The 25,854-nt window shown below is 35.2% G+C and carries 14 protein-coding genes; 6 read left to right on the forward strand and 8 right to left on the reverse strand.

Annotation, left to right across the window (positions count from 1 at the left end; all coding sequences use genetic code 11):
- Window positions 1-372: 372 nt before the first annotated feature.
- The 7 genes from HHU12_RS22680 to HHU12_RS22710 form a co-directional block, all read right to left on the reverse strand.
- The gene (locus HHU12_RS22680) at window positions 373-2,934 is read right to left on the reverse strand and encodes a tectonin domain-containing protein (protein WP_169659028.1); all 2,562 of its coding nucleotides are present in this window, start codon (window positions 2,932-2,934) and stop codon (window positions 373-375) included.
- A 199-nt stretch (window positions 2,935-3,133) separates the two neighbouring features.
- Window positions 3,134-3,328, reverse strand: a complete 195-nt coding sequence (locus HHU12_RS22685; protein WP_169659029.1) for a hypothetical protein — start codon at window positions 3,326-3,328, stop codon at window positions 3,134-3,136.
- A 570-nt stretch (window positions 3,329-3,898) separates the two neighbouring features.
- A complete protein-coding gene (locus HHU12_RS22690; RefSeq protein ID WP_169659030.1) occupies window positions 3,899-4,810 on the reverse strand; it encodes a hypothetical protein in 912 nt (303 codons plus the stop codon).
- Window positions 4,803-6,173, reverse strand: a complete 1,371-nt coding sequence (locus HHU12_RS22695; protein WP_169659031.1) for an MATE family efflux transporter — start codon at window positions 6,171-6,173, stop codon at window positions 4,803-4,805. The genes HHU12_RS22690 and HHU12_RS22695 overlap by 8 nt, the downstream gene beginning before the upstream one ends.
- Before the next feature lie 12 nt (window positions 6,174-6,185).
- The gene (locus HHU12_RS22700) at window positions 6,186-7,796 is read right to left on the reverse strand and encodes a sensor histidine kinase (protein ID WP_169659032.1); all 1,611 of its coding nucleotides are present in this window, start codon (window positions 7,794-7,796) and stop codon (window positions 6,186-6,188) included.
- A gap of 329 nt (window positions 7,797-8,125) precedes the next feature.
- Entirely contained in the window at window positions 8,126-8,608 is a 483-nt protein-coding gene (locus HHU12_RS22705; RefSeq protein WP_169659033.1) for a hypothetical protein, read from the reverse strand.
- A 4-nt stretch (window positions 8,609-8,612) separates the two neighbouring features.
- A complete protein-coding gene (locus HHU12_RS22710; RefSeq protein ID WP_169659034.1) occupies window positions 8,613-9,206 on the reverse strand; it encodes a HupE/UreJ family protein in 594 nt (197 codons plus the stop codon).
- Window positions 9,207-9,392: 186 nt separating this feature from the next.
- Between HHU12_RS22710 and HHU12_RS22715 the strand changes: the two genes are divergently transcribed.
- The 5 genes from HHU12_RS22715 to HHU12_RS22735 all read left to right on the forward strand — a co-directional run bounded on the left by HHU12_RS22715 (window position 9,393) and on the right by HHU12_RS22735 (window position 19,824).
- Window positions 9,393-11,801, forward strand: coding sequence for an ATP-binding protein (locus HHU12_RS22715; RefSeq protein WP_169659035.1), 2,409 nt, complete (start codon window positions 9,393-9,395; stop codon window positions 11,799-11,801).
- A gap of 128 nt (window positions 11,802-11,929) precedes the next feature.
- Window positions 11,930-13,723 (forward strand): sensor histidine kinase, encoded by a 1,794-nt coding sequence (locus HHU12_RS22720; RefSeq protein WP_169659036.1) that lies wholly within the window; start codon window positions 11,930-11,932, stop codon window positions 13,721-13,723.
- 58 nt (window positions 13,724-13,781) lie between these two features.
- The gene (locus HHU12_RS22725) at window positions 13,782-14,468 is read left to right on the forward strand and encodes a response regulator transcription factor (RefSeq protein WP_169659037.1); all 687 of its coding nucleotides are present in this window, start codon (window positions 13,782-13,784) and stop codon (window positions 14,466-14,468) included.
- A 351-nt stretch (window positions 14,469-14,819) separates the two neighbouring features.
- Window positions 14,820-18,329: a nitrate reductase gene (locus HHU12_RS22730; protein ID WP_169659038.1), complete on the forward strand. Its 3,510-nt coding sequence runs from the start codon at window positions 14,820-14,822 to the stop codon at window positions 18,327-18,329.
- A gap of 40 nt (window positions 18,330-18,369) precedes the next feature.
- Complete coding sequence (locus tag HHU12_RS22735; protein ID WP_169659039.1) at window positions 18,370-19,824, forward strand: rubredoxin; 1,455 nt, start codon at window positions 18,370-18,372, stop codon at window positions 19,822-19,824.
- 427 nt (window positions 19,825-20,251) lie between these two features.
- On the opposite strand, the gene HHU12_RS22740 is transcribed toward HHU12_RS22735, so the two are convergent.
- Window positions 20,252-23,389: a hypothetical protein gene (locus HHU12_RS22740; RefSeq protein WP_169659040.1), complete on the reverse strand. Its 3,138-nt coding sequence runs from the start codon at window positions 23,387-23,389 to the stop codon at window positions 20,252-20,254.
- A gap of 268 nt (window positions 23,390-23,657) precedes the next feature.
- Between HHU12_RS22740 and HHU12_RS22745 the strand changes: the two genes are divergently transcribed.
- Complete coding sequence (locus tag HHU12_RS22745) at window positions 23,658-25,847, forward strand: glutamine synthetase III family protein (RefSeq protein WP_169659041.1); 2,190 nt, start codon at window positions 23,658-23,660, stop codon at window positions 25,845-25,847.
- The last annotated feature ends 7 nt before the right edge of the window (window positions 25,848-25,854 follow it).

A 25,854-nucleotide genomic window follows, 5' to 3' on the forward strand; every position in this document is an offset into this window, starting at 1 on the left:
ATCTCATGGAAGGAAAGCCAAAAGTTTATTTAAATATGGCTTAGAGAAACTTTCTCAATGCCTACAAAATAAATTTTATGAACAGCTAGAAATGCTGTTCAATCAATTTTTGTCATATACTTAGTTCTTCCATTTAAAATTGCTGAATAAAAAATAGGGAATAACCACTAAAAGTGACTACTCCCTCAAGTGTGCGCTGTGGATTATAAGTACAAATTCAAAATTATCTCATACTAATTTTATTTATGTTTTGCGATTATTGCCTTCAAAAAACTTTTAATAGAACCACTATTAATACGTTTTTTAGCGTTGTACTCACAAAAAACAAATTAGAATTAACTATGATTTATTTTTGACTGTACTTCTAAAAAATTAATTCACCTTTAGTTTAGTAGTAATTACCTCTTCTAACATTTCGATCTGAAGAATATAAATACCTTTTGGTAAACTGTTTTCATTTAAGTAAAGTGACACTATTTCTGAAGTTGTTGTATTTTTATTATAAATAACTTGTCCTTGAAGATTGGATATGCTAATGGTAGCGTCCTTATTCAATGGCAATCCTTTGATGTTTAATATTCCATTGTTGACCGGGTTTGGATAAAATGTTACCTTATCAAACAACGTTTCTTCTGTTCCTCTTACTCTTGCTGAACTACTCAAGTTAGACATATCACAAGTGTAGTTGGTAATTTTATTTGCAGAAGTAACAGTCCAAAGTTTAGAATCTGATGTGATCGATATTCTTGATCCTGCACCTGAAATCACCTCATAGCTACCGCTTCCTATGTATTTTTGAATGGAATTGTTTTCATCTACTACTACAAATTCATCTTTTGCTGCATTGATCGCTATGTCTTTAATTTTAAGCGTACCTTTTTTATCCCATCTGCTTCCTAGCCATTGGTAAACATAGCCGTCAGTACCTCTGATCCAAGGTCGGTCATCGTCCGTTGCCGCAATATCAGTACCTAAAGTTGTACCGTAAGCACGTGACCAGCCATCGCCTAAATATTTATAGACTTTACCATCTGATCCAATAGTGTATACATTGTTGCTAACGGCAATATCAACTCCGATTCCTTTTCTATACACCCATGCATTATTGACATATTGGTATATTCTATTATCAGTACTTACAGCCCATACCCCTGATTGACCAACATCTACTCTTTTCAGTTCCATTGTATTGTCAACCAAAGTAAAACCATTACTACCATTCGATTGATAGAGATAGTTGTCAGTACCAACCACATATATAATATCTTGGAAAGCGCCGATATCTAAAGCATTTCCGCTTTGAAGTACCCAACGACAAGTTTCTCCACCATTATCACCTCCGTTGTCACCTCCATTATCTACACTCATTGTGTAAGTATAATCATTGTAAGCCCAATTATTATTGATCTTGTTCCATAGTCTAACGTAGATGGAACCACTGTTTGGCAGGTTACTTACGGTGTATTGCTTAGCTGTAAATTCTCCCCCTGAATTCAAAATATCAGTACTTCCTGCTGAAGTACCCACATATAACCAATGTGCATCGCCTTCAATATCCCATTTGAATTCTACTGAGTTGGATGTAAGTACAGTTCCTTCTCTTGGTAAAATACCGTCAATAGGAGGAACAACAACATCACCGACATTCATCGTATAAGTAAAGTCCTGATAAGCCCAGTTTCCACTGTTTTGACTCCAAAGACGCACATAGATTGTTCCTGATTTTGGAAGGTTAGATACTGTCAATGATTTTGTAGAGATTTGTTGACTATTTAAGATTTCAGTACCGCCTGCTGTTGTGCCAACATACATCCAATGATAATCTCCATCATAATCCCAAGTGAAGTTTACTTGCGAAGTTTGAAGCACTGTTCCGCTTTTAGGAGAAATACCTTCTTTGTCTCCTCCTCCGTTATCACCTCCATTGTTACCCAGTCGGTTGCTAACCCAAGATTTTGCAGAAGAACTGATCACCCAACGCATATCTCTCTCAAAGAAATTTACTAAATCACGGTCAGCAGATAAACTCCAAATCTTGTAGACATTGTCTCTACATTCTTGATATGAAGTTCTACTTGAACGGTCGCTCACCACATTACTTTCTAGGTAACGGTATACTTGCTTAATCCAAGCATCTCCACCAAAGTTCTCATAAGAATAGATGATCATACCTGTCATAAGGTCATTTACACTAGATTGCTGTCTCCATGGCAAACGATCTTTTCTCCATGTATTGTCAAAATTGTACTGAGTGTTGTTTAAGTAATACTCAAACTTGCTGACCATCCCTTCTCTAAATTGAGCAAGGCTTTGACCATAATAAAGAAGTTCATAGTTTAATGATGTGGGAATCATAACTGCTTGAGCATTGTTAAACCCAACAGTCCACCAACCCCAATTGGATGAGTTGTCGTTCATCACCCAGTCGAACTTATTATTGAAACGAGTCAGGTAAAAGTTTCTTGCTGTTTCATAAAGGAATACTTGATGAATGGCATTTCCACCACTGTTTGCCGCATTGTATATTTCATCGAACAATACTTTTCCAGTAGACATACCTCTTGTACCATGGTATGCTAATCCACCATAACCGCAGTTGTCAACTACAATTTCGATGACAGGCAATCCTCTATAACTAGATTGCATTGGTAGGTTGGAAAGTCCTGAAAACTCAACGAATTTGGCATCCATTGCATCCAAAATATTAAGGACTCTATTCATTGTTGTTGCAGATCTACTCGAAGGTGTTTCTCCTTCTATCATTACTACAACTCGGTTTCCGATCCACGCTGTGGCACTTTTAGTACCTACACAACTTGGAACTTTAAATGTAAAAGTAGTTTGTTCTGGAGTGGCCGCTCTTGCATTTCCGGCCATTAATACCAAACAAACAATCATGAAAATAGATTGAAGTCTAAGTAAACAGTTAATCATTTTAATTGTAATTTTTGCTGTGAAGAAGTATCTGGAAAGAAATAAAGGGATGTTTCGTACACCATAGTTAAAACTATGGGTAGGTGATATTCCAACCTGATCAAGACTGAAGTCTTGAGGGTTAGTAACGTAGGCAACACTTCAGTGTTGATGGAGTCAGTATCACTTGCCCATGACTTCGGTCGTGATGCACGCTATTTTAGTTTTTATTTTTCAGCCCAATCAAAGCAGACCTATAACGTATTGCTGTCGCTACGTCATCAGAACCTAACGAAGAATAGGAAGAAAAGATAGAATACCCGTTTACTTTATTCCAAGTACTATGAATATGTGGACGACCCACAAAAAAAGTGTAGACAGTGAATAACCATATCCTACCCTGCAGTGTATTCAATAGGTATTCGACTTAGGAAGTTGGCTTTAATAAAGAAGCCGATTAATTTATTTATTCAATAATTAGTTATCTCTTAATTTGAGAGCTGTCATAATTAAAAGAAGTATGCATTTAAAATTTCAGAATTTACGATTTGTTGTAGCTTTTCATTTTCGTTGAAAAATATTTATGGTGCAAACATATAAAGATCAATTCCAATATACAGGGATAAAATTGCGAGTTTTAAGGGGGTATTTTTTTATCCTTCAAGAAGTGTAATTATCACAAAATAGGCTATTTATAACGTTTTTGAGTACTAAAAAGGCATTTTCGCTTCTAAAAGTGAAGGATTATTCAAATAAAAAAGTTTTGTAAGTTGAAAGAAAAATCACCCCTCTATAAATCTTTTTTGGGGAAGAAATCTTGTTGATCTACATTATTGTGAGATAGAGTTGTTATTCGGTTGGATAGAATCTTTAGAGATTTTACTAATTAAAAGGCACAAGCGACACCTAACGGTTGAACACTTGTGCCAGAATTATGAGTTTAAATTGGAAGTAATACTTTGAAAATGTGATAAGAGATATTCTATTACACTTCTTTCAAAGGCACTCCCGTTTCTTGTAAAGAAACTTTCTTCACTTCATCAATGATTTCACCTGTTCTTAGAATTTCCTTTTTTAAAAAGCCTCCAATTTCAGCTTCCACGAGTGGTCCTTTGGTAATACCGCCTCTGATATTTTGAATTTTGAAATTATGAGGCAGTTGCAATATTTGCCTGAAAAAAGAAACACCTTGATCATAGAAATTATATTCTTTTGTGTTTTCCCATAAGCACAACATTCCATCAAGATCATAAGATGCTATAGTTCCTTGGTATTTAGGCAGAATCTGATTGACCTGATGTGTATATTCTTGAAGTGCTGTAAGCTGATCGTTGATTTCTTGAACACCATAATTCCATCTTACATATAATGCCACATATTCCTTTTCTTTCGGTTTATAAAACCTTGAAAACACCATATCAAAAAGTTCTGTAGTACCCATAAACTTATCCACTTCAAAAATAAAATGATAGAGACCAAAAAGGACAAACATATAGATCGATCGGGCCATAAAAAAGCTAGAGTTGAAAGATGCTATCAAGTGGTGTAAAGCCTCTCTGAAAGTAAGGTCATCTGATACCATTCCTTTTATAATATCCTCTAATACGATAGCCATAAAAATCACCACTGTATAGAGCAATGATTTCATAATCACGACGTTCAATAGCTTCGTCCTGCCTAATTTTAAATCAATGCCGACGGTTTCAAGAATGACTACTATTTTACCTATAAGTGCAGCTGAAAATGTGGCGGCGCCAAAATAACCAATCTTTAATTCTACATCTTTGACCATCAGTCCGACCAAAAGGACTAGAAGATTAAAACCTATGGCAAAATAAGAGGTAACTAAAAATGTCTTTTTTACTTCATGAATAATTTTGTCTTTGAGTTTACTCATTTTTATTGGGTTCGTTTTTTTGAATATAATTGCTTAATCTACTCATTTTATCTTTCATATAATACCCTGAAACGATAATTGAACAAATATCTGACACAAAAAATGACGCCCATGTTCCTTTCAATCCCCAGAAATAGGAAAACAGAATTACCATAGGGATTCTAAATAAAACTTGACGGTTCAAAGTCAATAAAAGGGCATCTTTTGCTCTTCCTAGCGCCTGAGCAAACATACTTGAAATCACCCCAATACTGATCAAAGGTAATGAAAGCATTACTCCGTAAATAGCTGGAATACTCTGTTCTATTAATTCATTGTTTTTGGTAAAGAGAGAGGTCAATTCTGTATCAAAGAAGAAGATCAGAATTGTAATAATCGTATTCATAATGATGCCATATTTTATGGAGTCATAGATCACTTCTCTTACCCTTTTAAAATCTTTTGATCCAAAGTTAAAACTGCATATTGTAAGGAATCCTTGAGCTAACCCGATGATTGGGAAAGTAGCCAGCATAAATAATCGGCTGATGATACCGTAAACGGCAACACTTATCTCTCCACCATAATCAAATAAGATATGATTGAGCAATATTGCAATGATGCTTGATGAACCCTGCCTTGCAAATGAAGCAGTTCCCAAAGCTAAAGTTTCTTTGATAATTTCTGCATCCCAGACAAATGCCGCTCTTGTAAATTTGAGAACTGTATCTTGAAACAAATAGTAATACGCTATATAAAGAAAACCGAAAACGTAAGAAAACAATGTGGCTATTGCCGCTCCTTTCATGCCCATTCCTAGCCCTGCAATAAAAATGGGATCTAAAATAATATTCGTTACCCCCGGCACAATCATGGCCATCATCGCTTTCTTTGCTTTTCCTTCTGAACGAATACCATTATTGCTCATGATCGACAAAGTCAGGAAAGGCATTCCCCAAATCACTATGGCATAATATTCTTGAGCATAAGAATAAATATCCCCATTTGCACCAAAAAACAATAGTAACCGTTCTTCAAAAAGAAAACCGACTGCAACTGCAATCAAGGTTAAGTCAAGAGTCAATAAGGTTTGATTGCCTAAAATTTTCACCGCTCTTTTGGGATCGTGTCCACCCAAAGCTCTTGCTATTAATGATGCCCCACCCATTCCTATGGCCATACCAATACTTTGAATCAGCATCACTAGGGGAGCAACCACAGAAATTCCTGCAATACCCAATGCTCCTACCCATCGGCCAATAAAAAATGTATCTACCATCTGATAAAGTACGATGACCATCATTCCAGTTGCGGCTGGAACTGAAAGTTTGACTAAAAGGCTTTTAATATCTTCTTTTCCTAAATCCGGGTTTTCATCACTCATTTTTGCTATTGTTTAGTTTAATGGAATCGCGATCCTAAAAACAGAACCTTTTCCTTCTTCGGACTCACACACAATCACACCTCCATGCATTTCCACAAATTCTTTGGCAATAACAAGGCCTAATCCTGTACCTTGCACATGTTCTGTGTTACTCGCTCTAAAAAAAGACTCAAAGAGATTAGAAAAATCAGAAAGAGGGATACCGATGCCTTGATCTTCCACTTCTATTCTTAATGCATCTGAAGAGGCAAATAACCTTAGGTAAACTTCTTTGTCGGAATACTTGATGGCATTTGTCAGTAAATTATCCAGTACATGCCCCATCAGAATACCATCAATCCAAACGGCGTCTGCAATAATTTCTTTTTGTAAAATAATTTCCTGCGGAGGAGAAGTTCTGCTTTTAAATTCAATAAGGTAGTCCTCTACAAATTGTGAAATAGAAACATTTTTGGGTGAGAAAGGCGTTTTCCCTGCTTCAATTTTCCCTAACTGCAATACCTCATCCAATAACAGATTCAACCTTTTGGACTCCGAGCGCATTCTTGCAATATATTTATCAATTTTGAGATCACTGAAATTCATGGCCTTCTTTTTCAATGCCAATTCCAGAATATCCATATTGGTCATGATGGTAGCTAAAGGTGTTTTAAATTCATGAGAAGCCATAGAAATAAACTTAGAGCGCATTTCATTCAGTTCCTTTTCTCTTTCAAGGTTCTTCCTTAATTCGCTTTCGATTTTTTTCTGATCCATCATATTTCTGATGATCATAAAATAAACGACCTGCTGTGAAAGTGGTAATAAAGTAAGGCTGATCTCTGTAGAAAATGTTTCTCCATCCGATGTAAAAAATTGCCATTCAAAACGAAGTTCACCTTGGGCATCACAACTTTTCTGCATGGACTTAAATAGATCAATCGACTTCCCTCCTTTGGATTGCTCTTTTGGAGAATGTTTATTCAGCCAATTGTAAAAGGAAATCTCTGTCACCTCACCAAACAAGCTGAAGACTTTCTGATTATAAATTGAAATATTGAATTGACTGTCCAATAAAAAATAAGCATCTGAGGACTTATCAAAAATAGTTCTGAACTTCTCTTTCTTTAAGTTTAATTCGTTCTTCTTGACATAAAGTAATTCTTCAAGTTCAAGATTCATATTAGACAGCCTCTGTTCCTTCCGTTTTAGTTCAGTGGTGTTTTTGATAAGCACTAAAACATTATCATTTTCAATGGCAATAGACTTTAATTCATAGGCCTCACTACCAAACTGATATTCATAATAGTTGTATGAGCTTGGTTGGAGTTTATCCTTTTTCAAATTATGAACTATCTCATTTGTAATTGGGTAAAGTGTACTGTTCAACGTCGTTTTTAATGCCCTTCCATCATTGGTAAACATCAATTTCCAATTTTGATCAAACACAAACACATGATCATGCAATTTTTGCAAAACAAAATAAGAAGGATTAGATTTTTTGACACTAAAAAGCATTAGAAGAAGAATTAAAGCTTCAATCATCAATCCCAAACCTGCTAAAAGTCTTGTTGATGGAAATAGGAGTAAAACAGTCAGTAAAATCAGAGAGACTATAGAAAGTATTTCGGTTTTAGTATTCAATCAAAAATAGTTAGGTGGTATTTAAACAACAACAGGACTTCGTTGATCAACAAGTCCTGTTTATTATATTTAAAATACATAAGTACAAAGACAAAAGCAAACTGACATTTTATCTTACCTTAAATAGTCCTATTTCTTCTGTCTTAGTACTTAAGTACTGTGACAAAAGTAAAGGTAAATTTTATCTTATCTTTTTTATCCTACTCTTCGTTAGATTTTTATCGCGTAACTAAGCTATGCTCTGCAAATCTGCCTTGATTAGAATAAAAAATATTAAACTAAAATCATCCCTTTTCTTCTGCCACAGTACTTAAATAATCACACATCATTTATTTCACTTTGGAAACATGATATTTTTTAAATCTTGAATCCATGAATTTTACTACTTCAGCAAAATTTGTCATTTCTCTGTTCGAAATAATGATAGGTTGTCCAATTTTAGTTTGAAGAACCAACACATCAAACTGCTTCTTCCCTACTGTTTTCTTTTTTACTTCCCAAAAAAGAAGGTATTTAGTAAGGTCTGTTTCGAAAGAAGACCCGACCCTTAATGGGTATTTTTCAGTAACTATATTTCCTTTGAAACTGACGGTTTTATACACAAACATTATTCTTACAAACATGAATAATGTAATGAACGAAGTAGACAATAGTAATAATAATTTATACCATTCAAACCCTCCAAGATTCATCCATCTCACAGTGCCAATTGTGATGGCAATAAGGATAAATACAAACAACCCTAATGCAAAAAATGCAGGCGTTTTAGGGTAAGATACTATTGTTTTATTATTTACTTTTTGCTTCTTCATTATATTAATTTACTAAGATGATGATTGCAGAGACAAATGCACCTCCTGAAAGGAATAAGTTCCAGTCTCTTTGATGCCACATTGTTAACCTCAACATAATTGCATTGAGCAATAAACAGATGAATACAATTATAAGCTGACCAATTTCCAAACCTACATTAAACGCTAAAAGTGGTTCCCAAATCTGTTCTTCACTGCCTAATAAGGATTTCAAGTAATTTGAAAAACCTAGACCGTGAATTAAGCCGAAAATTGTAGCTTCTGCAAAATATCTTTTAATAGGTTTTTTCTCTTTAAAATAAGACGACTTACCTTTTTCTTTTCCAAGGTTAAATAAATTGGAAATACATACAATGATAATGGTTACAGGAATCAAGGTTTCTATCAAGTCTGGATCTATAGAAACGATGTCTAAAGTTGACAAAGCAAGGGTAACAGAGTGTCCGAGCGTAAACGCTGTTACAAGTATTAGAATTTGCTTCAGATAATTGGAGTTAAATGAGGCCATTAACGCCAAAATAAACAGGATATGATCATATCCATTGACATCTGTAATGTGTTCTAATCCGAGTTGAAGGTATAATCCAAATGATTCCATATAAGTTTATTAGTCGTAAGTCGTACAAAAGTGTAAATATACGTCAGAAAAAAGAGGGAATTGAGATATTTGTTTCAATAATTACAAATAGATGTACTGATTGAGAAGCATCTTCAACTTAAGGCAAAAAAAGTGTGTTAATTTAAGTTGAATTGAATAATTTTGAAGAATCAATTCAAAAGAGCAATGGGGAGATCAACATATTTTTTAATTCTATTTTTATTCGGACTATCATTATCAGTCTCAGGTCAGTCTTCTTGGGAACAAATCAAAGAAACAAAAAAGGGTGACATCACTGTTTTTTATATTCAAAACAAACCTTTTGTCTATTCATTACCAACAGGTGGAATGGCTGGAATTGAATATGAAATGTTTTCGAATTTAATCCGTCAGCAAAGAAAGGAACTTCAAGCAGTCATTAATATCAAATGGGTGCCTTTAGACTCTTGGGATGAACTTTATAAAAAAATGAAGACCAGTCCTGATGGGTATTTTGGGATGTCGGGAGTAACCATTACAACTGAAAGAAAAAATAATATTGATTACCTGCCGAGCTACATGCCAGATATTGAGATCATTGTTTCCTCTGAGAATGTCCCTCTATTTCAAAAACAGGAAAATTTTAATAATGCTCTTCAATCTCTACAAGCTCTAACGATTAAAAACTCCACTTTCGAAAGAAACTTACTGAAGCTACAAAGTACTACTCTTCCTGCACTTCAATATTCTTATACCGCAACCTCTGAAGACCTTATCACTTCAATTGCAGAGGGAAATGATACTTGGGGCTATACGCAACTCTCCAATTATGCTTATGCACTTTCAAAAGGTTTAAAATTGCATCGACAAATTTTTTATCAAGTAGAAAATGAAGGGCTTGGCATCACCTTACCGCATCGTTCTTCGTGGTTGGCACCTCTGACAAAAGCGAGTGAAGACCCTCAGTTCAGATTAGAGATCAACAAACTTATCCGAAAATACCTTGGTGATAAAGTAACAGATCTGATTTGGGATTTATCTATTCAGGAAGATGGATTAATCGACACACTGAGAAATCAACAAAGAGAAATTGGGCTTTTGACCATCGAATCTGAAATTCGATTACTTCGCCTTACTCAGAAGGAACTAGAGATTTCACAGCAAAATACTATTAGAAATATACTGGTTGTCACTTTATCACTGACTCTATTATTGGTGGTAACATTATTCCATTTCAATAACCTTGTCAAAAGATCAAATCAGAAACTTGAAAACCAGAATCAAGAAATTGATGAGCAGACGAGATCACTGAAAAAGGCATACAAAGACCTCGAACATTTGAGTAGTATTGGTAGGGATATTACTTCAAAACTAGCTCTAGAGGAAATTATTGAAACGGCATATAAGAGCATCAGCAGTTTAATTAAAACGCCAGTATTTGGTATTGCTCTTTACAATGAAAAAACAGATTCATTGGACTTCCCTTATATCTATGAACATGATGAAGTTATAAAAGATCAGTCTTTTGAATTGAAAGATAAAATGAGATTGGCGGTCATGTGTTTTGATCAGAAAAAGGAGTTCTTTATTCAGAAATTCAGTACCGACCATAGAAATTATGTGAAAGAGGTGTTACAGCCCATTGCAGGTAAAAACACTGAGTCCATCATTTATATTCCATTGGTGGCCAAACACAAAAAACCTATTGGTGTTTTCACTATTCAATCTTTTGAGGCCAATGCTTTTGATAGTTATCAATTGAACCTCTTAAGAAACTTAGCGATCTATATCCGTATCGCATTGCAAAACGCAAAAACGTATAGAAACATCAACAACAAGAAAAAACAGCTTCAAGAAGCCAACAATCATATTATTGAACAAAAGGAATTGATTGAAGAAAAAAATCATGAACTGGAAGATGCTAATAATGATAAAAACCACTTATTAAGTATAGTCGCACATGATTTAAGAAACCCTCTTTCTAGTTCAATCACCTTATTAAGTATGCTGAACACGGACGACACCAACTTGGATGAAGATGAAAAGCTTTGTGTCTCTGGCTCATTGAATGCCATGCACCGTATGAATAAAATGATTGAAGAAATTTTGGACGCTAGGGTTTCTGAAAACAATGAAAGCAAGGTCAACAAAGAAGCTGAAAAAGATATTTTCTCTGTTTCTGAGGTACTTGATCAAGTGGTGAATGACTTTACGGGTGTGGCGGAAAGGAAAAATATTGAATTGAGTTATAACCTACTTTCAGACGGTCTGATTGAAGCAAACAGACAACATAGTATCCAAGTCTATGAAAACCTTATTTCAAATGCCATTAAGTTTTCTCCTTCTCAGACTACCATTACGGTGAGCGTTGAAAAAGTAAAAGACTTTGTACAGGTGAGAATCAAGGATCAGGGACCTGGGTTGACTGAGGAGGATCAGAAGAAGTTATATCAGAAATTCCAGACGTTGGGTCCAAAACCTACAGGTGGAGAAAAATCTACAGGAATAGGCCTTTCCATTGTAAAAAAATACGTGGACAGCATGGAAGGCAAGGTAGAATGTATCAGTAATCAAAATGAAGGAACCACGTTTATCGTTTCCTTACCTTATTTATAAAATTAGAACCTGCACTTATAAAAGTTCAGGTTTCTAATTATATTAGAGCATGTTTGATATATATTTCAAACATGCTCTTATGGCTCGATTGTGTTTTAAACTAAACTACTTTTTACTACATCTAAAATATGGAACAAACTAAAAGTCCTTTTACACTAGCTTCTAAAATCGAACAGCTTAGCCTGAAAAAGCTTTGGACGCTTTACTTTACAGCTATTACCGCCATTATTTTTCTAATAAGCGTATCACAGATTGTTTTTCACTCTTTCTCACACAAGCAGAATGCCGATGCTGATTTAATCAACATGGCCGGTAAACAGAGAATGTTGAGCCAGAAAATCACAAAATGTGTATTACTACTCGAACAAGAGAAAAAGACTCCTTATTTAAATGAATTAAAAACGGCTTTAGCGGAGTGGAAAATCGCACATAAAGAATTAGGGAATTATAATGATGAAATCGATAATTCAATTTCTCTGAAAAAAGCGACTGAACTTTATGAAAAAGTAGATGCCTTCCATTCAAAAATGGTGGATGATGTAGAAGAAGCGTTGAGAGACAATAACTTTGAAACTTCTGATATCAGTGACGATGTACTTTCTAATGAAGCCTTCTATTTAACAAACATGGATTTACTAGTAGGCGTCTATTCAGATGATGCTAACAAAAAACTAGATGACATCCAAAATACATCCTTGATCCTGTTTATTATTACTCTGATATTACTCTTCTTTGAGTTGGGGTATGTATTCCGCCCTACTGCACGAAGAATTAGAAAAACATTTGATGAACTGGAGAAAGCAAAAAGAGAGACGCAAGAAAAAATCAGTGAAATTGATCAGCTTTACAGATCATTAGGTCAATCTTATCAATTCCTTTCAGAGTCAAAAGACAAGGAGGAAAAACTCAATGTCCTTCTCGCTAAATCTACTGAAACAGGTGAAATATCTTATGTATCTGATGCTTTGCTAGATATCTTAAAAGTAGAATTTGGTGATCACCCTAAAAATATTTTCCACTGGCTGACTTCTGAAGGTTATAAAAAAGAAATGATTCAGGAAGTGCTTGAAACTGCATTAAGTCAAGAAACTTGGGTCGGTACACTTCAACTCACAGACAGCGAAGGTGACTATATTTGGATTGAAGCTACCATCACAATGCTGCATGGACCAAAACCTACAATTGTTCTTATCGGTAGAGATATGACACAAGAAAAAGAAGCGGAGGAAAGATCAAAAGAAATTAATCAGGAGGAGATTGATAAGCATATTGAAACACAAAAGGAACGTTCTCTATTAATCTTAAAAGGACAAGAGGAAGAAAGAGGTAGAATCTCAAAAGATATTCATGACGGCATCGGTCAGCTATTGACAGCATTGAAGTTCAGTTTGGAATCTTTTGACGGCAGTTCGACGAAATCATCTGCTAATAAAATTAAAGAATCGAGAAATTTACTTAAAAATATTATCCGCGAAGTCCGTAGAGTTTCCTTCAATTTATCTCCAAACACACTAGGTGACTACGGAATTAATGCGGTGTTGACACGATTTGCGAACGAGACAAGCAGGCTGTCAGATGTCACTGTCTACTTTAATAATAAGACAGACTTCAATATGAGATTCGAAAGACATATTGAAACGAATATATACAGAATTGTACAGGAAGCCGTCAACAACGCTATAAAATATGCTGATGCAGAGGAGGTTACAGTAGACTTAGAACATGATGTTGAATGTCTTTATATCAGTATCAAAGACAATGGCAAAGGTTTCGATATGAAGAACCTGGAAATTCAAGGCGGTGGTAATGGCCTTCTGAATATGGAAGAAAGAGCCGGTTTTGTGGGTGGAACAATAGAAGTGAATTCCAAAATTGAGGAAGGAACTACAATTTCAGTAGAAGTACCTATAAATAGAGAATAACTAAGTAATTTTTATATATTGCGTTAGTATAAACTCACATCAACATAAAATAACATTAATGAGTCAAATTTCAGTAGTACTTACAGATGATCATGTTGTTGTTCGAAATGGTATAAAACTACTGTTGGAAAACAGCCATGAAATAAATGTAATTGGAGAAGGTGCAAATGGACAAGAAGCATTGGATTTATGCAAACAGTTAACTCCTGATGTTCTTGTCATCGATATTCGTATGCCTGTAATGAATGGTATTATGGCCGCGTCAAAAATTAAAGAATACAGCCCTAATACTAAAGTGCTGATTTTGTCAATGCATGATGATGCAGAATATATTTTAGATGCTGCAGAAAAAGGTGCCAGCGGATATCTTTTGAAGGATTCTAGCAGTGACGAATTCTTAAAAGCTATTAAAACGGTGCATGAGGGCAAAAAATACTTCAGTGGTGATATTTCCAAGGTACTTGTAGAAGGTTATCTTAACATGAAACACAACACCGATCCTACAGAAGAAGTAGCTCCAACGGATACAACTACAGTAGTAGACCTTACAAAAAGAGAAAAAGAAATTCTCAAATACGTAGTGCATGGAAAAAGCAGTAAGGAAATTGCCGGCATATTGAATAAAAGTGTGAGAACTGTGGAAACACACCGCTTTAACATTATGAAAAAGATGGAAGTGAAAAGCGCAGTAGAACTGATTGCAAAAGTGAATGAAATTGCTTCGTTGAAAGCTGAATTATTATAAAGAAACTTAGAGTACTAGATGAATACGGCTTTACGATTTATCGAAGTACTTAGAAATGACTACTTAATTTAAGTCATTCAATATTTTAAAATAGTATTATCCCTACTTAGAAAATAACTTTCTGAGTAGGGATTTTTTTGTATTGATTATAAATTACGTGCTTTTTATAAAAAAATCATCTTAAAAGTACGTACAATTACGTATTTTTACTTACTTTTACTTCCGTGTTGTACGTATTACCTCTCAATAACAATTGAGGGAGTAATAAGTAAGCAACCACTGAAACAAACACATGCTTAAAATAGGGCAACAATGTTTGTTGCCCTAACTTTTAACTTAGCAAATTAGAATATGAAAAATATCTCAACATACAAATCAACGTGTTCCTATTGTGGAGTAGGCTGCGGCATAGATGTAAAAAAAGATGCAAAAGGCAAATTAACAGTTGAAGGAGATATTAATTATCCAGTCAACAAAGGGAAGTTATGTTCAAAAGGAATGAACCTACACTATGTAGTTCAAGACACTACAGACCGTTTGCTCTACCCGCAAATGAGATGGAGTAAACAGCATGACTTACAAAGAGTAGACTGGGATACTGCTTTTACAAGAGCAGCAGCTGTGTTTAAATCAATCATAAAAAAATATGGACCTGATTCAGTAGGCATGTATGTTTCTGGTCAGTGTCTTACTGAAGAATATTATTTAGCCAATAAACTTACTAAAGGTTTTTTCCAAACCAACAACATTGATACTAACTCTAGATTATGTATGAGTAGCGCTGTTGTTGGTTATGTTAAAACTTTAGGGGAAGATACGGTGCCAATTTCTTATGAAGATATCGAACATGCTGATACTTTCATGATTGCTGGTGCAAACCCAGCTTGGTGTCACCCTATCTTATTCAGAAGAATTGAGGCACACAAAGAAAAAAATCCAAATACAAAATTAATTGTAATTGACCCAAGAAAAACACAAACATGTGCACTTGCGGATCTTCATTTACAGTTGAAACCAGGCACTGATGTAGTTCTTTATCAAGCAATTGGTAGAGCAATCATTGAAGAAGGTGATTTGGATTGGGATTTCATTAAAAATCACACAGATGGTTTTGATGAATATAGAAAAGAAGTAATGAGAAGACCTCTGAAAGAAGCTAGTGCTATTACAGGGGTAACTATAGATGAAATCAAACTTGCTGCGAGATATATCGGTAATGCAAAAGGTTTTATCAATATGTGGGCAATGGGTCTAAACCAAAGTGCTCAAGGTACAAATAAAAACTTGGCTTTATTAAACTTGAACCTCATCACTGGTCAAATTGGTAAAGTTGGTGCTGGTCCTTTCTCACTGACAGGTCAGCCAAATGCAATGGGTGGTAGAGAAGTAGGTGGTATGGCCTCTCTCCTAGCAGCGCATCATGATTTGAAAAACCCTGAACATAGACAAAAAGTAGCAGATTTCTGGGGTGTAGATCATATTCAAGAAAAGCCTGGTAAAACTGCAACAGAAATGTTTGAAGCTTTACATTCAGGTGAAATGAAAGCGGTTTGGATTGTTTGTACCAACCCAATGGTAAGTTTACCAAACTCAAAACTAGTTGAGGAAGCCTTGAAGAAAGCAAAGTTTGTTATTGTTCAAGATATTTCAAACAAAGCAGATTCTATTGAGCATGCAGATATGATTTTACCTGCAGCAGGATGGTTAGAGAAAGAAGGTACGATGACCAACTCTGAACGTAGAATCAGTCATTTAGAAAGAGTGATTCCTGCTCCTGGTGAAGCATTGCCAGATACTGAAATCTTCTGCCGTTTCGCTCAAAAAATGGGTTACCATGGATTTGACTATCAATCAACTGAAGATATTTTCAAGGAACACGCTCTTCTTACAAAAGGTACTAATATTGACATCGCTGAACTTACTTATGATACTTTAAAGAAAGAAAGATCAGTACAATGGCCTTATGTAAATGGAAAGAGTACAGATAGATTATTCGAAGACAAACAATTCTTCACTCCAAATAAAAAAGCGCAGATCTTAACTTCTGGCGTTGAAAATAACTCTGATTTATTGACCCCTGAAATGCCATTAATCCTTACTACAGGACGTATCAGAGATCAGTGGCACACTAGAACTAGAACAGGGAAAGTAAATAAATTAAACCAACATATTTCAGATCCTTTCTTAGAAATGCATCCAAAAGATGCTGAAGAAAGAGGATTGAAAGATGGAGATACTGCAGTCATCAATACAAAAAGAGGTGAATGTAGAGTGAATATTACAGTTACAACTGACATCAAAGAAGGCGTCATCTTTATGCCAATGCACTGGGGGAAAATCAGCAATGATATTTTTGCGAGAACAAACAACCTTACTGCTAATGCAATTGACCCTATCTCTAAGGAGCCTGATTTTAAATTCTCTTCTGCTCAAGTTGCTAAGTACCAAAAGAAAAAAGATAAAATCCTTATTATCGGTGCAGGTGCAGCAGCATATCGCTTTATTCATACTTACAGAGGTATTAATAAAGAGGATGAGATAGAAGTTTTCTCAAAAGAAAGCACTCCATTCTACAACCGTGTACTTTTACCGGAATATGTAAATGAGACTTTATTATGGAAAGATTTACAGAAATTTGATGAGCTATCAGAGTTTGATCGATTAGGTGTAAAAATCCATTTGAATAAGAGTATCCAAAGTATTGACCGTGATAATAAAGAGATCGTGGATCAATTTGGAGACCGATATAATTATGACAAATTAATTATTGCAACAGGTAGTAGACCTTTCGTTCCTGCTGATGTTCCGATTCATTTTGAAGGTGTTTTCACTATGAGAAACAAGAAAAATGCGGACAACCTGAAACAATATTTAGATAATAAAGGAGGAAGAGTCATCATTGTTGGTGGTGGTCTTCTAGGACTTGAATTAGCGGCTTCGTTGAAAGAAATTGAAATTGATGTTACTATCATTCAATTAGCCAACAGATTAATGGACCGTCAGCTTGACCCTACTGCTTCAGAACTATTACTTCACCACTGTGAAGACAAAGGCATTGAAGTATTGCTCAATGATCAAGTTCAAACTATTGAGAAACAAGGAGAAAAGCTATACAAAGCGAAACTGAAAGGTGGTAGAACTATCGAAAGTAATGCTATCGTTTATGCTATCGGTACTCGTCCAAATACTGAAATTGGTAAAGAAGCTGGCTTGAAAACATCAAGAGGTATTACAATCAATGAATACCTTCAAACTTCAGATCCTGATATTTTTGCAATGGGTGAAATTGCAGAATTCAATGGTCAGTTAAACGGTACCACTGCTGGTGCTGAAGAACAAGCTGATACTTGTGCTCGTTTTATTTCTGGTGATTTATTGAGCCGTTACAGCGGTACATTGCCAATGAACATCTTGAAATTCTCAGACTTAAGCCTATGTTCGCTTGGTGTGATTGATGTTCCACCAAAAGACAGAAGCTATGAAGAAGTTATTTTACTAGATAAAGCAGAAGCCTTCTATAAAAAATGTATCATAAAAGACGATAGACTTGTTGGTACTATTCTTCTTGGTGATAAAGCAGAGTTTGCTGATTATAAGAAACTCATTGAGATGGAGACGGAGCTTGGAAGCAGAAGAAGTGAGTTATTGAGAGGCAAAAGCGATGCAGAGCCTCTAATTGGTGAAGTAGTTTGTTCTTGTGCAAATGTGGGTAGCGGTAACCTTCAAAATGCTATTGACGGAGGATGTACTTCCTTAAATACACTTTGTGAAAAGACTGGTGCAGGTCTTGGTTGTGGCAGTTGTAAAACTGAACTTCAAGAAATGTTGAAAAACAATGCAGAAAAATTAGTTACTTTATAGGAGTAAACAACATTAGCTTACTTCAAAAACTCCATATAGTATGATCGAACAATTAGAACAAACATTAGAGAAAGAAGATTTAGTAAGGATTTTCATTAAGGGCGGTATTTCATCTCCTGGTGATTTTCTTAAAATAATACAAGTTGCTGAAGAATTAGAAGTAGATCATATTCACTTTGGATCTCGACAAGATATTCTTTTTGCTCCTCCAAAAATCAGTAGACCAAAACTCAAAGAAACGTTTGAGTCTATTAAAACTACTTTTGATTGTGATGGAGAGCAATTTCAAAATATAGTGACTTCCTATGTGGCTTTGGATGTAATTCCTAGTACACGTTGGTTAGCAGCTCACACTTATCATTATATCCTAGATACTTTTGATTTCCAACCAAAATTAAAAGTAAACATCACTGACCCTGCCCAAACAATGGTACCATTGTTCACAGGTCATCTGAACTTTGTAGCTTCTGAAAAAGAAGGTTATTGGTATTTATTTATCCGTGAGGAAGAACATGCTGAAGTGCTTTGGGAATGCCCAAGCTTAATTTACAACTATGATATTTCTAAGGTTGTAAAAGCATTTGAAGGACTTCACGTTCCTGGTAAAGCGATCAATAGTTCAAAAGTTTGGAAAACGATTGTCAGCACGCTTGATATTAATACAATTGCGAAGACTGACCCTCTAGTATTACCTACAGGTCCATTCCCTTATTATGAAGGTATGCACCGTATGTTGAGTGGTAAATATTGGCTAGGATTATACTGGAGAAATAATAGTTTTGACATTCCTTTCTTAAAAGAATTATGTGAGGTTTGTATGAAAACAAATATTGGTAAGATTACTATCACTCCTTGGAAATCATTTATTGTTAAAGGGATTGACAGTAAGCATATCATTATTTGGGAGAAACTTTTAGGTAAATTTGGTATCAATGTAAGACACTCTGCCTTAGAGTTAAACTGGCATTTACCTGTATTGGACAAAGAAGCTTTAGAACTTAAAAAGTACTTGGTTAGAGCTTTAGATAAGCAAGATATCAGTACTTATGGTCTTACGTTCACTATCAAAACAAAACCTGTAATTCTTTTTACTTCTGTGGTTATTGAAAGTGTTCCATCTTCTACAAGAGAAAACACTTACAATGTGCTCTATGCAAAAGATTTCAATTGTAATGAACCTAAGTACATTCCTTACGTAAAGAGAATTCCAAAAGAAGCAATTCCTCCTATTCTTATTGAATTAAGTCATCTTTATTATGAAAACCTGGATAACAGTAATTATGATGTAGATGAGCCGAAGAAGAAACTTGCTTCTACGACAGTTAGTGTTTATCAATGCCAAAACTGTCTAAGCATTTATGATGAAAGCATGGGTATGCCTGAGGAAGGTATTCCTGCTAATACTAAATTCGAGTTCCTGCCAAGTTCATTCTGCTGCCCTACTTGTGAAGGAGCAAAGGAAGATTTTGTAGAAATAGAGATGCCCTCATCATAAAGATCTATGAACTAAATACGAATGATTATATATGCAAAGAAAAAAAGCTTACAGAAATTGTAGGCTTTTTTCTTTTTGTAAAATCTCAACAGCATAAAAACTAAGAGTATGTTTGAAACATCTCTAAAAAGGCTTCTTTATAATTATTAAAACTAGAAAACAGAATAAGCAATTCTGCACCCTAATTCTTAACTCCCCCTACTATCATTATCAATTCAGGTGAAATTTAAAAAAAGGACCTGATGATGATTGCTTCTTATATCTAATGTAAGAAACATCCCAATTAATTATCAAATACAATATTCAATTCTCTTTATTAGGATGCATTTATTGAAGGTATTCCATTCATATTATTGAGTACAATAATTTTAGCATAAAAAAAGCCCGCAATTTCTTGCAGGCTTTTCTCATTTTTAGATATAAAATATTAGTTTCCTTCATATAAAGTAGTTTCAGCAAACTTGAAGTCTGAAACATTTTGAGAATTATCCTTAAACTTGATAAACACTCTCTTAATACCTGCTCCAGGTTCTAAGTTCCAAGTGAATTTTTCGTTGTAAGGCCTCCAGATTCCACCTTTGAAATCCTGACTATTAGAAACCATCATAAAAACAGCTTCTCTTGCTCTTGTCGTAATAGTAACAGCTGGATTATCAACTGCTGTTTTACCATTCTCAATTTTCACGAACATCGGAATAGGAGGAGTTGTATCTAAGATGATTTTTGCCTCTGTCACCATTGATTCGTTTCCTGCTTCATCTCTAAACTTCACATATACAAACTTCTCACCATCGGTACTATGCTTAATGACCCAATCTTTACTTGTACCATAAGGCTCCCAATCAATTCTAGATTTGAAATATCTATCATTAGTTACCTTCATTTCTGTCGCCCCTTCTGCAAAGATTTCCAACTGAACATTACCTGATTTTACATTTGTATATTCCTCACCATTATTGATGATCAACTTCTCGTTAACAGGTTCTTGACGGTCCAAAAGAATACTAGCGGAAACTGGAGCGGTAACGTTTTCTGCATCATCTTTAAATTTAGCATAAACCGTTTTCTCACCATCTTCTTGTGCTTCTAAATAATGATCGTAGATGTAGTACTTAAATTTCTGCCATTCAGCTCCATCAAAATCTTTATTATTAGAGATCATCATTTTACTAGCACCTCTAGCATTCAATTTCAATCTTACTCTTGCATCATAATCAGTACAATACTTTTCTCCTTTACCTATTAAAATAGATCCTTCTCTAGGTGCATCTGTATCCACACCCACAGAAACATAAGTTGGTCTTGATATGTTTCCTACTGCATCTTTGAAAATTACATAAACGAATTTCAAACCATCACCCGGAGGGAATTTCCATGTCTTAGAGGTAGCGTAGTTTTCCCACTCAGCACCCTTAAAGTCAGATCTAGGTGAAAGTCGCATTGTTTTGGCCCCTTTTGCCGAAATTTTCAATGTCGCCTCTTCCAAATTGATCAACTTATCTTGTGCTTCTACAATCTCTACATTTCCTTCTACAGGAGGCGTTCTATCCAATGTCACATTTACAGAGTAAGTATCAGAAATATTACCTGCTTCATCCATAAATCTTGTGTAAATTTCTTTCACACCGTCTTGACCTGGAAGTCTCCAAGGAATATTGTATTCAGAGTAACCAATCCATCTAATTTTCTCAAAGTTAGGGTGATTACTGATTTGCATTTTAATGGCGTCCTCAGCATTCACTCTCACCAATGCTATGGCATCAGGGTGATTAACAACACCTTCTTTATGATTCTTTACTACAATTGAGCAGTTGAAAGGAGGTTTTGTATCCAGTACAATATTATCAGAAACAGGGTCTGAAACGTTTCCTGCTAAATCTTTAAAACGCACGAATACAGTTTTCACGCCATCATTTCCATCCAACTTCCATTTTTTGATCACATTATAAGGCTCCCATTTAGAATCCATAAATGTAGGATCATTACTTACTTGCATGAAATCTGCTTTTCTGGCAAATATTTTTAAGTTGACATTTCTTTCTTTGTCAATACTGTATTCTTTATTGTTATCAATAGCAACTTTACCACCTAGAGGAGCTTCTGTATCAATCAAGATTCTATCAAATGCTACCTCTGAAACATTTTTCGCACGGTCCATAAACTTCACATAAACCGTTCTCACACCATCTTCTCCACTTAATAGCTTCCAGTTTTGATGATCTTCTTTGTAAACCATCCAACGTGAGCCAAAGAAAGTCTGTTGATTTGAAATCATCATAAATCTTGCATCTTCAGCGGAAATTTTCAGATTAACAACATGTTTTTCATTTTTTGAAAGCTTGACGTTGTTTGCAGTATCTTGAACAATACCTTCAGCATAGATATCCACTTTCGGATTTTGTGGCGGTGTTGCATCCAGCATTACCGATGAAGTGTACACTTCTGACTCGTTCTTGGCTCTATCTCTAAATTTTACATAAACTGTCTTTTCTCCATCACCAATCGGGAAGTTCCATACAGGTACAATAGAAGAGTACGGTATCCACTCTGCATCACTGAAATCTTCCTTATTGGAAACTTTCATTTCTGAAGCTCCTTGAATAATCAGCTGTAATTTATGTCTTGCGTGATTGTCAATAAACTTTCGTCCATCATCAATGATCACTCTACCAAATCTTGGTGGTACTCTATCTACAATAGCTCTTGCTGAAACAATTTTAGAGTAGTTACCCACTTCATCTCTAAAACGAGCATAAACTACTTTTTCACCATCTCCCGGAGATAAAGTCCATTGTACTTGTTCAGCATAATCGATCCAACCATCTCCACCACGAATTTGTATATGAGAAGCTCCTTGAGCGTAAAAATGCAAAGTAACCACGGAGTCTTTCAAGAATTTTTCTCCATCGTTAATTTTCATTTTCCCTTCCGTAGGAGGAGTAGTGTCAATTGTTATTTTAGCACTGATGATTTTTGTTTCATTACCAGCGGCATCTCTAAACTGCACAAAAACTTCTTTTTCACCATCAAGACCAGGCAGTTTATAGTTATCTATTCTTTGATTGAAATTAACCCACTGTTTACCAATAAAGTCAGGTCTATTGGAAATTCTCATCTGATACGCTTCTTCAGCAGATAAGAATAAAGAAACCGTTCGTTTTTTACTGTTCGTGAAAAGTAATCCTCCATTGATCAAGATTTCAGGATTCAACGGTGGAGTCCTGTCCAGTTCAATCATCAAAGAAGCCACCTCAGATACATTACCTGAGTCTTCATCTTTAAAAACGGCATAAATGGTTTTTACTCCATCACCCTCTCCTCTTCTGATGATTGGAAAGTCTGATTTTTCCCAATTGACTCTTTCCCAAACTACACCTCTAAAACTTTCATCGCGACTAATTTTCATATGCGTCGCGTTTTGTGATTTTATCCTTAGCTGAACTCGCCCTTCAGGATCATTGGTCACCTCTAAACCTCCATCAACGGAGATAGATCCAGTGACTGACTGTGACCAACAAAAATGAGTAATAAATAATAATAAACAACTTAGTAAAAAACTCTTCATAGAAGCTCTATTATGGGGATGCAAGTGTCCTGACACCTATCAAATTCTCTCTTTATATATGTTATTAACGAGTATAAAATTAATATATTTCGTCAATAGGTAATGATTAATCAAAGAACATACCAAGTATGTTAAACACCTTTAGTACACGCTGTTTTTCAAAGTGATAAAACCTAACATATATTTTATGTGTTATAAAAAAAAGAATATAACAAAAAAAACGTATTTTTACTTTTAGAAGTGAAATAAAAAAAATAAATATCAAAGTATGGCTAAACAGCGTTTTGATGCTTTAAAAGTGGTTGAATTAAGGCAACCTATAAATGTTAACCCTCCAAGCGAAAAAGTTTCAGACTATTTCGGTGTAAATACTTTTGGTTTACATGTCATGAAAGAACAACTTTCAACTGACATCTATACCAGATTACAAAATGCTATCCATAAAGGAGAACAAATTGATGAAAATGTTGCTGACGCTGTAGCAACCTCATTAAAAGCCTGGGCTATCTCCAAAGGTGTAACACATTATACCCACTGGTTCCAACCCCTAACAGGATCCACTGCTGAAAAGCATGATGCGTTTTTTGAAATGACCAATGACGGCACTGCCATTGAAAGATTCAAAGGAAGTGCTTTAGTAAGACAAGAACCAGATGCTTCTTCTTTTCCTAGTGGTGGTTTAAGACAGACTTTCGAGGCGAGAGGCTACACTGCATGGGACCCTACTTCTCCTGCTTTTATCATTGAAAGTGGAAAAGGAAAAACATTATGTATCCCTACAGTCTTTGTTTCTTACACTGGTGAATCACTAGATAATAAGGCTCCTTTATTAAAGGCTTTGGAGCAAATTGATAAAACTGCAACAGCCGTTTGTCAGATTTTTGATAGAAGTATTGAAAAAGTACAGGCTACATTAGGTACAGAGCAAGAGTTTTTCTTGATCGATAAGGCTCTGGCAGATGCTAGACCTGATATTTTATTGACAGGCAAAACACTCTTTGGCAGAACTCCACCAAAAGGACAGCAATTAGATGATCATTATTTTGGTGCAATTCCTTCAAGAGTTTCACGTTTTCTTCAAGCCTTGGAAATTGAATCCTACAAACTAGGTATTCCTATCAAAACGCGTCATAATGAAGTAGCTCCAAGTCAGTTTGAAGTAGCTCCAATTTTTGAAGAAGTCAATGTAGCCAACGACCATAATCAGCTATTGATGGACTTGATGAGAAAAGTAGCATCTCGTCATAATTTCAGAGTATTGTTCCATGAAAAGCCTTTTGAAGGTTTGAACGGAAGTGGAAAACATAACAACTGGTCTTTATTAACTGATAAAGGAAAGAATTTATTACAACCGAGTACTAAGGCCAAGGAAAACCTTATTTTCATTACTTTCTTTATCAATATCCTGAAAGCTGTTTACGATAATGCTGATCTTTTAAGAGCATCTATCGCATCGGCAAGTAATGATTACCGATTGGGTGCCAATGAAGCTCCCCCTCCAATTATTTCTGCTTTTATCGGGACACAACTTTTCAATGTCTTGACAGAATTGGAGAACAACGGTGACATTAAGGTAAAAAAAGGAGATAATATCTATATGAAACTGGGGATCAACAAAATTCCTCCAATCCTATTAGACAATACAGATAGAAATAGGACTTCACCTTTTGCCTTCACTGGTAATAAATTTGAATTCAGAGCTGTTGGTTCTAATGCCAACAACGCTAGAGCAATGACAGTTTTAAATGTTGCAGTTGCTAATCAATTAGAATTATTCAAAAGAGAAGTGGATAAACTGATTGAGCAAGATGAGAAAAAGGAAGTAGCTATTATTGATATTTTAAGGTCTTATATTCCATCTGTCAAAAAAGTTGTTTTTGAAGGAAATGGCTATGGAGAAGAATGGGTGCAGGAAGCAAAAAGAAGAGGGCTTTCTAACTTCAGAGATACTCCAAGGGCTTTGCAGGTGTTGAAAAAAGCAGCAACTTCCCGTTTATTCAAGCGAATGAAAATCATGACACAGGCCGAACTTTTTGCCCGTCATGAAATTCGTTTAGAAAATTACACTAGAAAAATGCAGATTGAATCTAGAGTAATGGCTGATCTTGCATTGAATCATATCTGCCCTACTGCTATCCGATATCAAAATATGTTGATAGAGAATGTGAAAGGCATGAAAGATATTGGTCTAGAGGAAGAGACTGAAGAAGTAATGAACTTAATCAAAAAAGTCTCTAAACATCTGAATCAGGTTAAAAAACTGAGTAATGAAATGACTCAGGAACGTAAACGTATCAATTCAATTGATAGTCCTGAGGAAAAAGCAATCGCTTATTGTGATGAGATCAAAGAGAAATATTTTGAAGAATTAAGATGGCACGTTGATAAGTTGGAGACAATGATTGACGATGAAATGTGGCCTCTTCCAAAATACAGAGAGCTGTTATTCTTGAGATAACGTCAGT

It is taken from the genome of Flammeovirga aprica JL-4, from assembly GCF_012844305.1.
GTDB lineage: Bacteria > Bacteroidota > Bacteroidia > Cytophagales > Flammeovirgaceae > Flammeovirga > Flammeovirga aprica.